Genomic DNA, 15,992 nt, shown 5'->3' with positions numbered 1-15,992 from the left:
GACGCATGAACGATCGCATGGTGTGGATCGACTGCGAGATGACCGGGCTCTCGTTGACGGACGACGCACTTATCGAGGTGGCCGCACTGGTCACCGACTCGGAACTGAACGTGCTCGGCGACGGAGTGGACATCGTGATCCGCCCGCCGGACGCGGCGCTGGAGACCATGCCCGAGGTGGTGCGCACCATGCACACCGCCTCGGGGCTCCTCGACGAGCTGGCCGGCGGCACGACGCTGGCCGACGCCGAGGAGCAGGTCCTGGCGTACGTACGTGAGCACGTCAAGGAGCCCCGAAAGGCTCCGCTGTGCGGAAACTCGGTCGGCACCGACCGCGGCTTCCTGCTGCGGGACATGAAGACCCTGGAGGAGTACCTCCACTACCGGATCGTCGACGTCTCCTCCGTCAAGGAGCTGGCCCGGCGCTGGTACCCGAGGGCGTACTTCAACAGCCCGGACAAGAACGGCAACCACCGCGCGCTCGCCGACATCCGCGAGTCCATCGCCGAGCTGCGCTACTACCGCGAGGCGATCTTCGTCCCGCAGCCGGGCCCGGACTCGGACACGGCGAAGACGATCGCGGCCAAGCACGTCCTGTCTGCGGAGTAGCCTCCGCGGGTCCCCGTGTACGGGGTCCGGAAAACGTGGGCGCGAGCACCCCTTCGGACCCTGTACACTTTTTCTCGGCCGGTCAGAAGAACGACAAAGACCGGACATGGTGGGTGTAGCTCAGTTGGTAGAGCACCTGGTTGTGGTCCAGGTGGCCGCGGGTTCAAGTCCCGTCACTCACCCTGATTGATCAAGGCTCGACCTGCGAAAGCGGGTCGGGCCTTGGTCGTTTCCCTGACCCTCTGGCCCAGCCGGGGGCTTTGCGGCATGCCCCGGCAGGCGGTCAGCGGGGATGGACCGCCCGCTGTGCACGCGCGATGATCATCTGCGCGTCTGCCCCATACACAGCCGATTCGCCGAGCGTCTTCCAGATGCGGAGATAGGTGGCCACGTTGTCGTCGTCGTCCAACCACAGCTCCGCGTGCCAGTCCTCGGTGATGACGAGCCGCTCGTCCAGAACCCAGAACCCGTTGGCTGCGGGGACCTTGAGCGAGGCGGAGAGGGGAATGACGCCGAGGTGCACGGTGTCCATGCCGATCGTGCCTGCGAGCCGGTCGAGTTGGCTCGTGAGGACGGCCGGTGAGCAGATCAGAGCGTGGAGGGCCGCCTCCCACACCAGGGCGTGCAACTGGTGGCCCGTCTCGTGCAGCCACTCCTGGCGTCGTATGCGCAGGCGCACCGCTTCGTCGGTGTCGCGTTTCGTGCCATGCAGGTCGGCGTAGCGCAGGAACATGGCGCGGGCGTAGTCCGCGGTCTGGAGCATGCCGGGGATCACGGCCTCCTCCCACGCGCGAATGACCTTGGACCGGCTTACCTCGAGATTCCAGCCGTCCTGTACGGGCCGGTGTCCCGATGTGAGTTGTCGACGCCAGGAACGGATGTGGGACTCGAACCCCTTGAGACGCGCGTCGAGCTCGGCGAAGACCTCGGGCCGGCCGACACCCTCTGCCCAGGTGCGCAGGTCCTCGGGCGTCGCCGTCTGCTGACCGTTCTCCAACTTGTAGATCTTGGAGTGTGGCCAGCCGAGTCGTCGGGCGAGTTGCGGGCCGGTGAGCCGACCGGCAGGACCAGAGAGCCGTAGCTCGCGGAGCCTGGCTCCGAGAGACTCGCGGGCCTGCTGAAAGTCCGTGCTCACCGTCTCCCCGCCGTCAGTCTGCGCGCAGTCGCGCCGTGAACGCCTCGGTCGGAAGGGAGTGACACACGGCTGCGTCCCGGACCTGGCAGTATCGCAGGACTTCGGCGGGCTCTGTGATCACCTCGACGTCGTGGAAGGTGTCCTCGTCGTCGAAGCGCAGCACCGCCACCAGACGGCTGTCGAAGATCCAGAAGTCCTCTTCAGGCAGGTGCGCGCGCTGTGCGTCCGCACGCCAGACGCTGCGTACGTCCTCCCCTGTCGCCGCATTGCACCGGGAGTAGTCCATGAGGAACCGCTGTCCCTCGGTGGGGGGATCGTCCACTACACGCACCCGCCCCACGTACTTGCCGCTGGACGTCTGACGAAGGATGTTCCTGCACCAGTCGCTGCCCAGATCCATGGGCGCCCGGCCCGTGCGCCGGAACTCGGCGAAGCCGGGATCGTCCCTGTCGGAGGCGTACCCGCGGCGCGTCTCCAGGTGCCAGGCCGAGTGCGCGAACGTCTCAAAGAGCTGACCGAACTCTTCGAGATCGATCAGCTTGGGCACTCGCACCATCTCCTTGGGCCCATGGTTGACGAGCAGTTCGCGCGGTACGGCCACGGCGGCGTCGTCCGGACCGAAGTGCTGGAGCTGGGACACGTCGTCGGGGTCACTGACGGGTGTTCCCTGCACGATCACCTGCCCGGAGTCGAGGTCTTCGTGAATCGCCGGGCAGCCGCCGTTCTTGCTGTCCGTGCCGTTGAAGCGCAGTCGTCGCGCCATGCCGCCTCCCTCGGTTCGGCTTGTCGCCACCAGCATCACGCTGCGATGCGCCTCCGCTCCAGAGGGTGCAGCACCCGATACGAGAACACACGAGAACATCCGGCCAGAGTTTGGGAACATTCGAGAACACCGCCTAGGTTCTTGCGGCTGTGCGTCCCTACCGTCCTCGGCATGGCCTCAGCATCCGAGTCGAGCGACGCCGCGAGCGTCGCCCCGTTCACCGCCGTGGAGTCTCTCGGCCAAAGAGATGGCTCGGCCATCTCCGACTGGCTCGCCCGCTCCCTGCAGGAGCCTGCGCAGGCCTGGCGCGAGTGGGCGGCTACCGGAGTGGCCCTGCTCCCGTGCGGCCGCAGGTTCGACGCGGTCCGCCTCCCCGAGCGCCTCGTGCACAGCGCGGTGCGCTCCACCGACCCGAAGGTCGTCGCGGCCCGGCTCACGCAGAGCCTCGACGGCCCGGTGATCTACGACGGCCGCACCATGGGCGGCACGTACTACACCCTGACCAGACGGCGCCGGAAGGGGACCTGGCGGCACCAGGACGTCGCACCGTGGCTGGGGGTCGACTTCTACCTCGGCGTACCGAGGCTCAACCGCACCGAACCACCCGGCACGCACTGGGTGGTGGCGCCCCGCTTCGAGGGCGACCTGTGCGAGCCCCTGGCCGTGAAGGCTCTGAGTCGTGTCGGACGGACAAGCGAGGAAGCAGAGCCGTGTTGACCGGGCGCACGGCCGAGGAGCGTCGGGAGCAGGACACGTACCAACACCTCCTCGCACACCTCGACGGGTGCGCGCCCTGCCACGCGTGGGCGGACTGCGCTGAGGGCGAGAGGATCCGGCGCGCACTCCGCGCCGCACGCGCCGCCACCCGCTCGGCCTCGCGCACCCCCAACTCCCTCCGCGCACACGGGGTTAACCAGCCCTTGGAGGAACCTCATGAGCCGGGTGGAGATCAGCAAGTTCTTCGACGGGGTGATCGCGGGTGAGTTCGACGGGTTCCGGGCGAGCGCAGCGGAACTCGCCGAGGCCAGCGCCGCAGCCTGAAACCGCGGGCGGAGAGCGCGCGGCCTGGACTCCGCCTCGCGACAATCTCCGTTCGCTGGTGGGTGGCCCGGTCTGCTCGCAGCACCCGGGACCGCCTGCCCCGACAGTGCACAGTGCGGCGGGCAGCTACATCTGCCACCTGTGCACGCCGCTCGGCTCTACGCCCGAGCAGACGTGGGCGGCCGTACGACGGCAGAACGCGATCCTGAACAGTCCGTACTGGCGTGAGGGCGGGCCAGCGACCTGACCGCGTTGAAGGTCCGGCTCGTTCGCTGAGTCGGACCCTCTTCAGGTCGGACGAGGTCGCGGAGCGGGACGCCGAGGGCGTCGGCGATACGGATCAGGTTGTCGAGGAGGGGAGAGGCGTGGCCCTGCTCGATGCGGTTGACGGCGTGGCGGTCGAGGCCGGCCTTCTCGGCAAGGCGCTCCCGGCTGAGTTTCGCGCGGAGTCGTGCGACTCGGATGCGATCGCCTACGGCCCGTCGGGCGGCGAGGACTCGGGACGACGGCGGAGCGGGCGGCACCCGCTCAACGCTCGCTGCGGCATGTTCCGGGCGAAGGGCCAGCGGCGCCCCTGCCTCACGGCGGGGGCGGGGGCGGGGGATGGCTACCGTTTGGCCACGGCCAAACCGGAGAGCACGCGATGCGGCGTACCGACACTGACTGACATCGAACTGGCCCTATCTGCACCGACATTCTGCATCGTCGCAGGTCACAATAGGGTCAATTATCTGGTTCAAGTCCCGTCACTCACCCTGATCGGAGAGGCCCGGTCCGCGAGAGCGGGTCGGGCCTTTTCGTGTCGTCGTCGGGCCCCACTAGGGTCGCCACATGATCCGTACCATCGCGTTCGACGTAGGCGAGACCCTCGTACGGGACGACCGGTACTGGGCGGCTTGGGCCGACTGGCTGGGCGTACCGCGCCACACGGTGTCAGCGCTCGTCGGCGCGGTGGTCGCGCAGGGCAAGGACAACGCCGAGGCGCTGCGCCTGATCCGGCCGCACATCGACGTCCCGGCGGAGTACCGGGCCCGCGAAGAGGCCGGCCGGGGCGAGGGCCTCGACGAAAGGGACGTGTACGACGACGTACGTCCGGCCCTCGCCGCGCTGCGCCGAGCCGGTATCCGCGTCATCGTCGCGGGCAACCAGACGGTGAAGGCCGGCGAACTGCTGCGGTCCCTCGACCTGCCGACGGACGTGGTCGCGACGTCTGGGGAGTGGGGCGTCGCCAAGCCCTCGGCCGCGTTCTACGAGCGGCTCGTCTCCGTGTCCGGCACCGCGGCCGAGGAGATCCTCTACGTCGGCGACCACCCGCACAACGACACGTTCCCGGCCCATGCGGCGGGACTGCGCACCGCCCACCTTCGTCGTGGCCCGTGGGGCCATCTGTGGGCGGACGCTCCGGAAGTGATCGCTGCGGCGGACCACCGGATCGACTCACTCATGGATCTCGTGGCCATCGTCCACCGCTGATCGCGGATGAAGCGGTGCCACCAGCTGATGAAAGGCTGCCGTACCCGTACGGGCGTGTGACGACGTGAGTACGGTTCGAAGCGGATGCCTCGAACCGGAGCCAGTATGAGCGCAGTTGACGATCACGTGGGGCGGCGCATCGCCACCACCCGTAAGACGAAGCGCCTGCGACAGGTCGATCTGGCCCGCAGGGCGTACCTGTCCCTGGCCACGATCAAAGGAATCGAGCGGGGCGCACGCCGGCCGAGCGACGCGGCTCTCGAAGCGATCGCAGCCGCGCTCGGCGTCGACCCGACCCGGCTCCTGGCCTCCTACACGGGGACCGAACGCCGCGTGCATGCGGCACTGCCGGACATCTCGGCGAGCATCGCCGGTTACGACATTCCCCCTGTTCCGCCCCGTCGTAGCCCCGACGAGCTGTACGACGCCGTGGGGGACGCCATCGCCTGGCGGCTCGGTGCCCAGTACGGCCGGATCGCCAAGCACGCCCCCGCTCTCCTCGGTGACGCGCTCGCCGCCTTTCACACCGCACCGGACCGCAGGACCGCAGCACGCCTCGTGGTCGGCGCCGCCCGCTCCGCCGACGCCGTCGCCTACAAGTACGGCGCCCGCGACCTCTCGGCCCGCCTCATCGACCTCGTGCGGTGGGCCGTTCCACACGTCGAGGACCCTCTCCTGACGGCATCGGTGGCATACGTACGCACAGAGACGTTCTTCGTCGCCCGGGCTCACGATGCAGGCCTGAAACCCCTGGAGACGGCCATCGACGCCGCGCCGGCCGCGACCGGCCCGCAGGCCTCGGCCGCAAGGGGTGCCCTGCACATGCGCGCCGCCGTCATCGCCGGCAGGGGCGGAGACGCGGACGCAGCGGAGGAACACCTGCGCGCGGCCCGCCAGTTGAGCGAGGGCGTACGCGAGGGAAATTATTTGGGCACGGCGTTCGGGCCTGAATCGGTACGGATTCATGAGGTGTCGGTGGCCGTGAGCCTGGGCAGCGACCACATCGACCGCGCCTTCGCCGTCGCTCGGGATTGGGCGCCGTCCGACGCGCTGCCCGCCGAACGGCGCTCCGGCTTCTGGATCGAGCTCGCCCGCGCGCAGTTGTGGGGAAAACGCTTCGACGAGGCCTTCGAGTCCCTGAAAGCGGCCCGCGCCATCGCTCCTCTGCATACGCGCGAGCATCCGTGGGCCCGCGAGACGGCGGTGACCCTGCGCCGGCTGAAACGAGCGGACGAAGAGTCACTCGACAACTTCGTCGGGTGGCTCGGGGCCGCGTGACGCAAGCGGTTCCGGGGATACAAGGTGTAGTCCTTACCGCCTCGTCCCACTCCCATGATCTGTGCATCGACGCCGACAGGTCAGGGGTCACGATGGGTGAGACGACGAGCGAGGAGAAACTCCTCGCGTCCGTGGAACAGGTAAGCACCGCACAAGTGGGTGGGCCGATGGCTGCCGCCCACCGCGGACGGCCCGCAGGGGTATCGCCATGAGCACCGTGGCGGAACAAGCCGCCGACTGGTTCGCACGTTCCCAGCAGGAGCCGGCGCAGGCCCGGCGCGAATGGGCCGACACCGGCGTGGCCCTGCTGCCCTGCGGTCGCCGGTTCGACGCGGTCCGCCTCCCTGAGCATCTCGTACACAGCGCTGTGCGGTCCACCGACCCGACGGTGATCGCAGCCCGGCTCGCGCAGAACCTCGGCGGACCCGTGATCTACGACGGCCGCACCATGGGCGGCACCTATTACGCGCTGACCAGGCCCCGGCGCCACGGGACTTGGCGGCACCAGGACGCCGCACCGTGGCTGGGGACCGGCACCTACCTCGGCGTACCAAAGCTCACCCGTACCGAACCTCCCGGCACGCACTGGGTGGTGCCGCCCCGCTTCGAGGGCGATCTGTGCGAGCCCCTCGCCGTGGAGGCCCTCAGCCGCATCGGCCGCAGCGCCGGCGAGGGGGCAGAGCAGTGTTGAGGGAGCGGACAGCCGAGGAACGCCAGGAGCAGGAGACGTATCAGCGCCTCCTCGCGCACCTCGACGGGTGCGGTCCCTGCCAGGAGTGGGCGGACTGCGAGGAAGGCGAGCGGATCCGGCGCGCGCTCCGTGCCGCCCGGATGGCCGCCCGTCCGGCGGACTGACCCGCTCCCCCCTTCAGCCCCCTTCGCCCATGCGGAGGGTGACCGGCCCTGGGCTGAACCCAGGGTTCGAACCACTTAAGGAGGCGCCCTATGGGCACGCTCACGAACGGCCGCACCACCACCCCCTACGAGCACCACACCGCACCCGGCCTCGACTGGCGCAAGGCCGGCCGCACCGACCTCGACCCGATCCTGAAGGAGCTGCCTGACGGGGAGGCCATGTCCGGGTCGTCGCGGCCGCCACGCGACAACGGCGCCTCGCTGAAGGCCGGCCCGGTCTGCTCCGAGCACACCGGGCCCCCGGCCCCGACGATCCGCAGCTCGGCGAGGGTGTCCATCTGTCCCATCTGCACGCCGCTTGGGTCCACCCCAGAGCGGACACGAGCGATCGTGCAACGGCAGAACGAGATCCTGGACAACCCGTATTGGCGTGATGGCGGGCCGTGCACCTGACGGTCCGGTCACGGAGCGAGGCGGGCTTCTTCATGAGCTCGTGCGTCGATCCCGTCCGGCACCCGGGTGTCGACGGGAGCCCGTGCGGATCCGTAACGGCGACGGCCGTACTGACCAACCCCCACCATCTTCTGGCGGTGGGGGTTCGTGTCACCCCGGTCAGCCCTTTTCACCCATGACCGCGTGCAGCCAGTCGAGCGGTGCCTGCGCCAGCAGCTGGTCGGCAAGTTGCTGCCCCGACGCCGTGGTGATCCGGGCCCGGCTGTTGTCGACCCAGCGTTGGGCCGACTCGTATCCCTGGGACTTGTACTCCAGGCCTTGCAGGAGACACTCCAGCTTGTCCGCGTCTCGCGCGCAGCGGGCCTCGGGTGACTCCTGCGCCTCGTATTCCGCCACGACTGAGCGCACCGCGATGCGCAGGATCTCGGGCATGCCGTCCGTCTGGTCCGCGGTGACCTCCTGCGGGTCGGCCTTGCGGCCGATGTACTTCCTGCCCAGGTGGTTGACGTCGCCCGTGCGGGATTCCTGGCTGTCGTGCCAGACGGCCAGGTGCGCGGCGCGGGCGGCGTCCGCGCCCTCGAGTGTCGCGATGACCGATGCGATGACGGACGTGCGCCACGAGTGCTCGGCCACGCTCTCCGGGTCGCGAACCCCCGCCATCCACCAGCCTGTCCGGCGAGCCTGCTTCAGCGTGCCCGCCTCCCACAGGAAGTGGGCCACGTCCGCCAGGTCCTCAGCCACGGTGTCCCCTTTCACGCCTCGGCGAGGCGGATTGCGTACCGGATGCCTTCCAGCTCCCGCCGTGTCCGAGCGGAGAGCTGCAAGTCATCCAACATCACGGGGAGCCTGGCGCGTAGCGCCTTCCCCGCCGTTGAGGGGGTGCGCAGCAGGGTGGGGCGCGCCGCCAGGAGCGCCCACAGGGTGTGGACGTTGAGATCAAAGAAGCCATGCCGGGGTGTCAGCCCCTGGACGAGGTGTTCAAGCAGGCGATTCCCATGCCATGGGCCCGGGGCGGGTGAAGCGATGAAGTCGTCCGACAACTGGATGTGTGGCGTCTCGCCGATCCAGTAGGCCCAGTAGTTGAGGTTCGCAGTTTCAGCAGCGTCGTCGTCCGCGAGTGTGCGTGTGATGAAGTGCGCCATCCGGTCTCGGTCGCCTCGGCGGGCTGCAACCGCGGCCACGGACCGGGAGTTGAGCCAGCGGCTCAACCAGTCATCCGGGCGTACGAGCTTCTGCTGGTGGGCCAGCCAGTCGGATGTGTCGGTCTCATCGTCGAATCCCGCCAGGTACAAGGCCTGGCGGCGCAACAGAAAGTTGCTGCTCCCCCGTGCCTGTTCTGCGGTCTCGCGCATGCGGGCGAAGAAGCGAGCGCGGTCCTCGGCGGGGATGTCCGGAGCCCTCAACCGGCCCGCGCCGCACACGCCGTGGTGAGGGGAGGGCTCGGATCAGCGCGGGCGCCACTCCGTTGAGCGGCCAGATCAGAACCTCGACGAGATCGCGCTGCATGACCCAGGCCCCGAGCGGGCCGGTATCGGTGGACGCGCCGTCATCGAGGGCACTGGCCAGAAGGACGTCCGCCTCCGTGGCCCTCTCCAGGGCAGCCAGCAGTTCGGGGCCCACTCCCATGTGCATCAGCCGGTGCCGGTGGACGAGCATCTGCCCGACGGGCACCGATGTCAGCGGCCGTCGCCCGGATTCCCACCCGGCGATGGTGTCCGCCGAGACACCAAAACTCTCGGCGAAGCCGTCCTGCGTGAGGCCCAGTTGCTCGCGGATCACCCGGAACACGTACCCCGAGATGATGCCCGCTCGCCCGCGCTCCACCTTGCCCTGACCCCCGGTCAGGGTAGGTCGCGTGTGCTGCTCCATGTCGCCCCTTCGCCCCGGTCGGGGGCAGGCCTTTACCCGTACCCACGGTCACTTCTGGCGACGATCACCGCTCCCTACTGTCGAAGGGTGATGACCAGCAACTCAGCGTAGTGGGAGTGGTGCCGCCGTGGACGTCGTAGAAGGAACCTCGTTGGCACACCTGAATGCGCCGACGAAGGAAGCAGCAGCATTCGACTGGCTCGCACGTGCGCAGAGGGAGCCGCGCCAAGCGCATCGGGAATGGGCCGAGCGGGGCGTCGCCCTGTTGCCGCTCGGCACCCGGTTCAACGCGGTGCGCCTGCCCGCGCGGACCGTGCACGCGGGCGCCGGGACCGACGATCTCCGGAAGGTGACCGAGACGTTGGCTGAACTGTTCTGCGGGCCGGTCATCCACAGCCGTCCCCAGCACGCGTACTACGCACTGACCGCGCCGCAGCCCACTGCGCGATGGGTCTACCCGGACGAGGCCCCCATGCTGGGCGCCGGACACTTCCTCAGCATCCCCGCCCCCGATCTGCGCGGCCCGTACGGCCTCTACTGGGCCGTGCGGCCCCGCATCGTCGGCGACGTCTGTGCCGTCCCGTCGGTCGCAGCCCTGGTGCACATCGCCCGCGAGGCGCAAGGGAGGCCGCAGTGAGCAGTTCTACCGACTTCACCCTCGGGACGGCCGAACTGGAACAACAGGCTCAGGAGATCTACGAGGTCCTGCTCATGCACACCTTGGAGTGCGGCGTCTGCGGGGCCGACGAGGACTGCGAGGAGGCGCCACGCATCCGACGCGCGCTCCGGGTCACCCGCCTGGTCCTCCGCCACGCTCGGGCAGCCGACACCAACAAGTCGTCGGAGGAGGGCCCATGAGCGCCTCACTGCGAACGGCATGGCCGTGGCTCGCAGGCGCAGGACATGAGTGAGGGCGCGCCGTTCTGCTGGCGCTGTGACGAGCCCATCACCAAAGGACAGCCGCGCAGGCAGTACGTCAAGATCTCGGTATCCGCAGGCGGCGCGACCATCCTCGTCCACGAAGAGTGTCCGCAGCCGCCGAACCCCGCTCGCTGATGAGCGGCGCCGTCTGCTCCGAGCACTAGGGTGCCGTCGCTCACCCCTGAATGCCCAAGGGCCGATCCGTTCGCACGGATCGGCCCTTGGGTATGCCCTCAGTCCTCGCCCGTTCCCGCCGCTAGCGGCGCGGGGCGGGGGCGGGGGTGCGGTTGGCCGCGGCCCTGAGGCCTGCCACCGTGAGCGCCACCACAAGGAGCGCGGCCAGCGTCGCGACCATCGCCGACAGGGCGGGAAGCGGGGGCGCCACCCCGTCGGGCCGCAGCACGTAACCGAGCGTCTTGGAGTTGACGCGGTCGTCGACCAGATGACCCACGGTCAGGGCCCCGGCCACCAGCGTGGCCGCCACCGCCACGAACGGCGAACCGCTCAGCAAGAGCGCCACGCCCGCCACCGCGCAGACGGCGGCGACGCCGACCGCGACGGAGAGACCCACCGTCGGCGTGTGCGACCAGTCCATCGGGACGTGGGCCGCCGCGCAGAGCAGGAACAGCACGCCGGCCACCCGGCGCAGCCACGTCACGGGGGTGCGCTCGCGGCCCCGCCCCGGAGTGGTGGCCGTCGCCACGGCGGGCGAGGGCTGACCGGCACCGGCGGGCTGCGCACCCGGCGTGCCCGGCGCGGCGGAGGTGTCCGCCTCGGCGGGCGCCCGCCTGGTGAGCGCGGCGAGGTTGATGGGGTGCGTGGCGGAGCCGTCGCCCGTGTGGTCGCGCAGGCTGTCCATCAGCTCCATCAGGTCCTCGACGGAGCGCGCCGTACCGGCCGCGTGCACCACCTCGGCGCCGCTGTGCGGGTCGTGCGGGGGGCGCGAGAGCAGCTGGACGAGACGGCTCACCTCGGGGATGGGCCGCTCCTCGGCGGCGTGCCGGATGGCCTCGTCCATGTGGTCGGCCGGGTACTCGGGCGGGCCCAGGAGTTCGACCAGCCGGGTGACGTCCTCGACGGAGCGCGCCACGGCCGCGAGCCGCAGGACCGACCGCGCGGTCGCACGTTCCTCGGGCGACTGCTCCAGGCGGGTGACCAGGTCGACGACGTCGTCCAGCGGACGGGAGACCACAGCGACTCGTATGAGCTCGACCACCGCGTCGTCGTCGGCATCGGCATCGGCTTCGGTGGCGACGTCAGGGGTGGGCGTCGTCTGTTCCGCGGGTCGGTCGGCCGGCGCGTTCGGGGGCCGGCCCGGCTCCTGCGGAGGCCGGTCGGGGTCGGTGGGGGGCCGGTCCGGCTCGTGCGTCGGCCGTTCCGGGAGTACGACGCCGGCCGGCGGACCCGCGACGTGACCCGTGTGGGCGGTGACGTGGCCCGCGTGGTCCGTGGTGTGACCCGTGGGGGCGGTATTGGGGCCCGTGGGGGCAGTGGTGTGGCCCGTGGGGTGGTCACCTGCGGGGTCCGCGGCGGGACGCGTGCCGGGTTCGGCCGTCTGCGGTATCGGGGCGGGCTGGTCACGGGGTGGGGCGCCGAGCTGCGCGGTGCCCCAGTGGAGCGTCGTCGAAACCAGGGGTTCGCCGGGCCCGGACGTCTCCCCGGCGGCAGAGTAAGGCTCAGCGGCCATGTCACTTCTCCATTTCAGCGGGCGTTCTCGCCCCGCATGGTGAGCGTGTGTCTCCCGTTCTATGCACGCTTCCTGCGGCCCGCCACCGGAGACGCCGTGCGGGGCCCCCGATCGAGGTGACGGCGGTTCAGCGACCGCGCTGGCTCGTGGGGCGCTGCGCGGGATACGTCTCGCGGTGCGCGACGGGATACGTCTCGGGGTGCGCGACGGGATACGTCTCGGGGTGCGCGACGGGATACGCCGCTGGATGTGTCACTGGACCCGTCACGGGGCCTCGTGTCGTTCATATGGCCGTCAGCGGTCGCGAGTTGGGCCGGACTGAGGTGAGTTGGACTCGCACGCGTTCCCGAACCCTTGGAGGTCTTCCATGCGCCGTGCCCGAGTTCTCACCGCCGCCGTACTGCTGTCGGGTCTGACCGTTCTGGGAGGAGCCGGGCAGGCTCTGGCCGACGACGGCCCGACCGCGACGACCGGCAACAGCCCCGGCATCCTCTCCGGGACCAACGTCCAGATCCCGGTCGAGGTCCCCGTCAACGCCTGCGGCATCGGCGTGGACGTCCTCGCCCTGCTGAACCCGGCCTCCGGCAACACCTGCGCCAACGTCAACAACTGAGAACCGAGAACACACGACGAGCCCCCGCCTCGATCGAGTCGATCGAGGCGGGGGCTCGTTCACGCATTCACGGGGCTCCACAACAACCCCGCGTTCACGGGACGCCACAGCCGCCACCGTGCGCACGCTGGGGCCCTGGCCATCGGCCGAGGACCTGCCAGGATCGCGCGGTCAGGACTGGAAGCGGTCCCGCGCGTCGTCCGCGGTGTCGCGGAGCTCGTCCTGGCCCTTGCGGGTCCGGTCCTCGGCCTGACGGCCGCGCTCCGACGCCTCGTCCCGGGCGCCGCCTCGCGCCTTCTCGGCCTGCTCCTTGAGCGCCTTGGCCTTGTCCTGGAACTGGTCCTTCATGCCCATGGTGGGTCTCCTTCGCAGTGGGAACTCCTGCCCCCCGCTCACAGCTTCCGGCGCGGCGCGGCGAGGCGCACGTCGAAGCGTCACGCAGCGTGGTGACGGCTGGTCACGGGCCGGTTTCACGCCCCCTGGACCCCAACGGGGCTCAGGACGAGGCCCGCTCCACCAGCTCCGTCGGCAGCACGATCTGCCGACGCCCACCGGACCCGACACCGCCACCGCCACCGGCCCCGGCCCCGGCCCCGGCCCCGGCAGCACTCCGACGCCCCGTCTCTCCGACTCCCCCGGCCTCCCCCCGCGCCGCGATCTCGGCGAGCAGAACCTCCGTCATCGTGCGGCCCATCTCCGTGATCGGCTGGCGCACGCTCGTCAGGGGCGGGTCCATGTGGCGGGCGATGGCCGAGTCGTCGAAGCCGACCAGGGCCACGTCCTGCGGTATGCGGCGCCCCGCCGCCCTCAGCACCTGCCGGGCGCCCGCCGCCATCACGTCGGAGCCCGCGAAGACCGCGTCCAAGTCCGGTGTACGTTCCAGGAGTTCGGCCATCGCACGGCGGCCGCCCTCCTCGGTGAAGTCGCCCCGCACGATCAGCGTCTCGTCGACGGGGTGGCCCGCGGCCCGCAGGCCCTCGCGGTAGCCGTCCAGGCGGCGCTGGGCACCGTACACGTCGAGGCGGCCGGTGATCGTCGCTATCGTGCGGCGGCCGCGCGCCACCAGGTGGGCGACGGCCGCCCGGGCGCCCGCGAAGTTGTCCGAGTCCACCGAGGCCAGCGTCTCGTGGGCCGACCTGCGGCCGCTGATCACCGCGGGGGTGTCGAGCTGCTGGAGGAGGTCGGGCAGCGGGTCGTCGGCGTGCACCGAGACGAGCAGGACGCCGTCCACCCGGTGCGCGGCCAGGTACTGCGCGAGCCGGCGGCGCTCCCGGTCGCCGCCCGCGAAGGTCAGCACCAGCTGCATGTCCGTGTCGGCGAGGGCCTGGCCGACGCCGTGGATGATGTCCGAGAAGTACGGCTCGGCGAAGAACCGCGCCTCCGGTTCGGGCACGACGACCGCGATGGAGTCCGTACGGTTCGCGGCCAGCGCCCGCGCCGCCGTGTTCGGGACGTATCCGAGCTCCGCCACCGCCTCCTCGACCGCCGCACGGGTGTGCTCGCTCACCCGCGGCGAGCCGTTGATCACCCGGGAGACGGTGCCGCGGCCGACTCCGGCGCGCGCCGCCACCTCCTCGAGCGTGGGCCGCCCACCACTGCGCCCCCTGGGCTGACCAGTCCCCATCGTGCCTCCCGTCGACGCGAATCTAACAGCCGGTCCACGACCCGCCCGCCGGCCGGCCCCCGCCGGACAAACGCGGGTCGGACACCGGGCAACCACCGGGGCCGACGCACCGCGGACGCCAAAACCAATGCCTTCAACTCTTGGCGTCCGCTGCCTTGACACCCCCGCGGAGAGCCGCGACTCTTCAAGGCATCACACATGGGAGCGCTCCCACCGTACTCGGCTTTTACCCGACCCGCACGTCCCCCGCCCGCGTTCGACTCTTCAACTCGCAGTCACAGCCGTCGAGTTGGCCGAGGGCGGTCGGCACGTCAGGGGCACGAGGAGGACGTAATGCGCCACAGGACTCGCACATACCGCAGGGTGACCGTCCTCGCGGCCGTCACCGCTCTGGCCGCAGGGCTGCTGGCCGGCTGCGCCGACGACGGAGACGACGCCGGGGGCTCCTCGGGCGGCGGAGGCGGTGGTGGGGGGAAGGGCAAGACGACGCTCACGATCGGCGTCTTCGGTGCCTTCGGCCTCCAGGAGGCCGGTCTTTACAAGGAGTACGAGAAGCTCCACCCGGACATCAAGATCAAACAGAACTCCGTGCAGCGCAACGAGAACTACTGGCCCGCCCTGCTCACCCACCTCAGCAGCGGCAGCGGCCTCTCCGACATCCAGGCCGTCGAGGTCGGCAACATCGCCGAGCTGACCACCACGCACTCCGCCAAGCTGATGGACCTCGGCAAGGTCGACGGCGTCGACAAGAACGACTTCCTGGACTGGAAGTGGCAGCAGGGCACCAGCAAGGACGGCAAGACCATCGCGCTCGGCACCGACATCGGCCCGACCGGCATCTGCTACCGCAAGGACCTCTTCAAGAAGGCCGGCCTGCCCACCGACCGCGAGGAGGTCGGCAAGCTCTGGGCCGGCGACTGGAAGAAGTACCTCGCGGCGGGCAAGCGCTACCAGGCCAAGGCGCCCAAGGGCACCTCCTTCGTGGACGGCGCGACCGGCGTGATGGCCGCCGTGCACGCCTCGGGCAAGGAGAAGTTCTACGACAAGGACGGCGAGCTGATCTACAAGGACAGCGCCACGGTGAAGGAGGGCTGGGACCTCGCCGCCGACTTCGCCGAGGCCGGCCTCACCGCCAAGCTCCAGCAGTTCCAGCCCAGTTGGGACCAGGCCATCTCCAACGGCTCGTTCGCCTCCATCACCTGCCCGCCCTGGATGCTCGGCTACATCAAGGACAAGGCCGGGTCCGGCGGCAAGGACAAGTGGGACGTCGCCCCCTCCCCCAGGCCCGGCAACTGGGGCGGCTCCTTCCTGACCGTGCCCGAGGCCGGCAAGAACAAGGAGGAGGCCGCGAAGCTCGCCGCCTGGCTGACCGAGCCCAAGCAGCTCGCCACCCTCTTCGACCAGCGGGCCAGCTTCCCGAGCGCCGACGCCGCGTACGACCTGCCCGAGGTGAAGGGCGCCAAGAACCCCTACTTCGGCAACGCGCCCGTGGGCCGGATCTTCTCCCGCGCCGCCGAGGGCGTGCCGGTCCAGCCCATCGGCCCCAAGGACGGAATCATCTCCCAGTACCTGGCCGACACCGGGATGCTCGGCGTCGACCAGAAGGGAACCGCTCCCGACGAGGCCTGGGACAAGGCCGTGAAGACGATCGACAACGCTTTGGACCAGTGAC

At 70.3% G+C, this 15,992-nt stretch carries 18 protein-coding genes, 1 tRNA gene and 1 pseudogene; 12 read left to right on the top strand and 8 right to left on the bottom strand.

What is annotated here, in order from left to right; translation table 11 throughout:
• The first annotated feature begins 5 nt into the window (after positions 1 to 5).
• Both orn and ACFYO9_RS33520 read left to right on the top strand, forming a co-directional pair.
• Entirely contained in the window at positions 6 to 608 is a 603-nt protein-coding gene (gene orn / locus ACFYO9_RS33525; RefSeq protein ID WP_358778290.1) for an oligoribonuclease, read from the top strand.
• A gap of 109 nt (positions 609 to 717) precedes the next feature.
• Positions 718 to 790: transfer RNA gene (locus tag ACFYO9_RS33520), tRNA-His, on the top strand.
• 101 nt (positions 791 to 891) lie between these two features.
• On the opposite strand, the gene ACFYO9_RS33515 is transcribed toward ACFYO9_RS33520, so the two are convergent.
• Both ACFYO9_RS33515 and ACFYO9_RS33510 read right to left on the bottom strand, forming a co-directional pair.
• Positions 892 to 1,743 (bottom strand): helix-turn-helix transcriptional regulator, encoded by an 852-nt coding sequence (locus tag ACFYO9_RS33515; RefSeq protein WP_358778291.1) that lies wholly within the window; start codon positions 1,741 to 1,743, stop codon positions 892 to 894.
• Between the two features lie 13 nt (positions 1,744 to 1,756).
• Positions 1,757 to 2,506, bottom strand: coding sequence for a DUF6879 family protein (locus tag ACFYO9_RS33510; RefSeq protein WP_358778292.1), 750 nt, complete (start codon positions 2,504 to 2,506; stop codon positions 1,757 to 1,759).
• A gap of 171 nt (positions 2,507 to 2,677) precedes the next feature.
• Here ACFYO9_RS33510 and ACFYO9_RS33505 point away from each other — a divergent pair, with 171 nt between their 5' ends.
• Positions 2,678 to 3,223, top strand: a complete 546-nt coding sequence (locus ACFYO9_RS33505) for a hypothetical protein (RefSeq protein ID WP_358778293.1) — start codon at positions 2,678 to 2,680, stop codon at positions 3,221 to 3,223.
• A gap of 482 nt (positions 3,224 to 3,705) precedes the next feature.
• Here the strand turns inward: ACFYO9_RS33505 and ACFYO9_RS33500 are convergent, their stop codons facing one another.
• On the bottom strand, positions 3,706 to 4,071 hold the full coding sequence (locus tag ACFYO9_RS33500) for a helix-turn-helix transcriptional regulator (protein ID WP_358778294.1): 366 nt from the start codon (positions 4,069 to 4,071) through the stop codon (positions 3,706 to 3,708).
• 307 nt (positions 4,072 to 4,378) lie between these two features.
• Here ACFYO9_RS33500 and ACFYO9_RS33495 point away from each other — a divergent pair, with 307 nt between their 5' ends.
• From ACFYO9_RS33495 to ACFYO9_RS33475, 5 genes are all read left to right on the top strand, one after another.
• Positions 4,379 to 5,020, top strand: a complete 642-nt coding sequence (locus ACFYO9_RS33495) for an HAD family hydrolase (RefSeq protein WP_355819819.1) — start codon at positions 4,379 to 4,381, stop codon at positions 5,018 to 5,020.
• Between the two features lie 105 nt (positions 5,021 to 5,125).
• Entirely contained in the window at positions 5,126 to 6,298 is a 1,173-nt protein-coding gene (locus ACFYO9_RS33490; protein ID WP_358778295.1) for a helix-turn-helix transcriptional regulator, read from the top strand.
• Between the two features lie 208 nt (positions 6,299 to 6,506).
• A complete protein-coding gene (locus ACFYO9_RS33485; protein ID WP_355819815.1) occupies positions 6,507 to 6,989 on the top strand; it encodes a hypothetical protein in 483 nt (160 codons plus the stop codon).
• On the top strand, positions 6,986 to 7,153 hold the full coding sequence (locus ACFYO9_RS33480) for a hypothetical protein (protein WP_358778296.1): 168 nt from the start codon (positions 6,986 to 6,988) through the stop codon (positions 7,151 to 7,153). The genes ACFYO9_RS33485 and ACFYO9_RS33480 overlap by 4 nt, the downstream gene beginning before the upstream one ends.
• A 90-nt stretch (positions 7,154 to 7,243) precedes the next feature.
• On the top strand, positions 7,244 to 7,606 hold the full coding sequence (locus ACFYO9_RS33475; RefSeq protein WP_358778297.1) for a hypothetical protein: 363 nt from the start codon (positions 7,244 to 7,246) through the stop codon (positions 7,604 to 7,606).
• A gap of 159 nt (positions 7,607 to 7,765) precedes the next feature.
• Here ACFYO9_RS33475 and ACFYO9_RS33470 read toward each other — a convergent pair whose 3' ends face one another.
• Positions 7,766 to 8,347, bottom strand: a complete 582-nt coding sequence (locus ACFYO9_RS33470) for an HD domain-containing protein (RefSeq protein WP_355819809.1) — start codon at positions 8,345 to 8,347, stop codon at positions 7,766 to 7,768.
• Between the two features lie 11 nt (positions 8,348 to 8,358).
• Positions 8,359 to 9,475, bottom strand: a pseudogene (locus tag ACFYO9_RS33465) (helix-turn-helix domain-containing protein).
• Positions 9,476 to 9,626: 151 nt separating this feature from the next.
• Here ACFYO9_RS33465 and ACFYO9_RS33460 point away from each other — a divergent pair.
• Together ACFYO9_RS33460 and ACFYO9_RS33455 are read left to right on the top strand one after the other, a co-directional pair.
• Positions 9,627 to 10,112, top strand: a complete 486-nt coding sequence (locus ACFYO9_RS33460; RefSeq protein ID WP_355819806.1) for a hypothetical protein — start codon at positions 9,627 to 9,629, stop codon at positions 10,110 to 10,112.
• The gene (locus tag ACFYO9_RS33455) at positions 10,109 to 10,333 is read left to right on the top strand and encodes a hypothetical protein (RefSeq protein WP_355819804.1); all 225 of its coding nucleotides are present in this window, start codon (positions 10,109 to 10,111) and stop codon (positions 10,331 to 10,333) included. The genes ACFYO9_RS33460 and ACFYO9_RS33455 overlap by 4 nt, the downstream gene beginning before the upstream one ends.
• A gap of 319 nt (positions 10,334 to 10,652) precedes the next feature.
• On the opposite strand, the gene ACFYO9_RS33450 is transcribed toward ACFYO9_RS33455, so the two are convergent.
• Positions 10,653 to 12,083: a hypothetical protein gene (locus tag ACFYO9_RS33450; RefSeq protein ID WP_358778298.1), complete on the bottom strand. Its 1,431-nt coding sequence runs from the start codon at positions 12,081 to 12,083 to the stop codon at positions 10,653 to 10,655.
• A 367-nt stretch (positions 12,084 to 12,450) separates the two neighbouring features.
• Here ACFYO9_RS33450 and ACFYO9_RS33445 point away from each other — a divergent pair, with 367 nt between their 5' ends.
• Complete coding sequence (locus ACFYO9_RS33445) at positions 12,451 to 12,696, top strand: chaplin (RefSeq protein ID WP_355819799.1); 246 nt, start codon at positions 12,451 to 12,453, stop codon at positions 12,694 to 12,696.
• A gap of 171 nt (positions 12,697 to 12,867) precedes the next feature.
• Here ACFYO9_RS33445 and ACFYO9_RS33440 read toward each other — a convergent pair whose 3' ends face one another.
• Positions 12,868 to 13,050, bottom strand: coding sequence for a hypothetical protein (locus ACFYO9_RS33440; RefSeq protein ID WP_355819796.1), 183 nt, complete (start codon positions 13,048 to 13,050; stop codon positions 12,868 to 12,870).
• 142 nt (positions 13,051 to 13,192) lie between these two features.
• A complete protein-coding gene (locus tag ACFYO9_RS33435; protein ID WP_358778299.1) occupies positions 13,193 to 14,320 on the bottom strand; it encodes a LacI family DNA-binding transcriptional regulator in 1,128 nt (375 codons plus the stop codon).
• A 333-nt stretch (positions 14,321 to 14,653) separates the two neighbouring features.
• Here ACFYO9_RS33435 and ACFYO9_RS33430 point away from each other — a divergent pair, with 333 nt between their 5' ends.
• On the top strand, positions 14,654 to 15,991 hold the full coding sequence (locus ACFYO9_RS33430; RefSeq protein WP_358778300.1) for an ABC transporter substrate-binding protein: 1,338 nt from the start codon (positions 14,654 to 14,656) through the stop codon (positions 15,989 to 15,991).
• Position 15,992 lies beyond the last annotated feature (1 nt).

Origin of the sequence: Streptomyces sp. NPDC005863 (assembly GCF_042871345.1) — a bacterium.
Lineage (GTDB): Bacteria > Actinomycetota > Actinomycetes > Streptomycetales > Streptomycetaceae > Streptomyces.
The sequence above is the reverse complement of the archived record's forward strand: the minus strand, read 5'-3'. Positions and strand labels throughout refer to the sequence as shown.